A 293-nucleotide genomic window follows, 5' to 3' on the forward strand; every position below is an offset into this window, starting at 1 on the left:
CAAGCCGGGTCTTCCCCTTGGCGATCAGCCGTTCATGGCGGGCGACCTCCTGCTGGCCGTCGTAGACCACCAGCTCGGACGCGTGCAGCATGGCCCGGAGCGTCCGGCCGATCAGCCGCACCGGCACCGAATAGCGGTTGGTACGGACACTGATCTGGCTGAAGCGGTCCACCCGCAGGCTGAACAACCGCCCGGTCTCGAAGGGTTCGTCCGGTAACGGCTGCAGCAACGGCCGTTCGACGGCGAAGTACTCGCTCACCGGCCGTGGCCGGGACCCGATCCGGCGCCGTTCG

The 293-nt window shown here is 68.6% G+C and carries 1 protein-coding gene; it reads right to left on the reverse strand.

What is annotated here, in order from left to right; all coding sequences use genetic code 11:
• Window positions 1–259, reverse strand: a 259-nt coding sequence (locus tag IO24_RS0140125) for a Mu transposase domain-containing protein (protein ID WP_031144866.1), incomplete at its 3' end; no start/stop codon positions are given.
• Window positions 260–293 lie beyond the last annotated feature (34 nt).

It is taken from the genome of Streptomyces flavovariabilis (assembly GCF_000725785.1).
GTDB classification, from domain to species: domain Bacteria; phylum Actinomycetota; class Actinomycetes; order Streptomycetales; family Streptomycetaceae; genus Streptomyces; species Streptomyces hawaiiensis.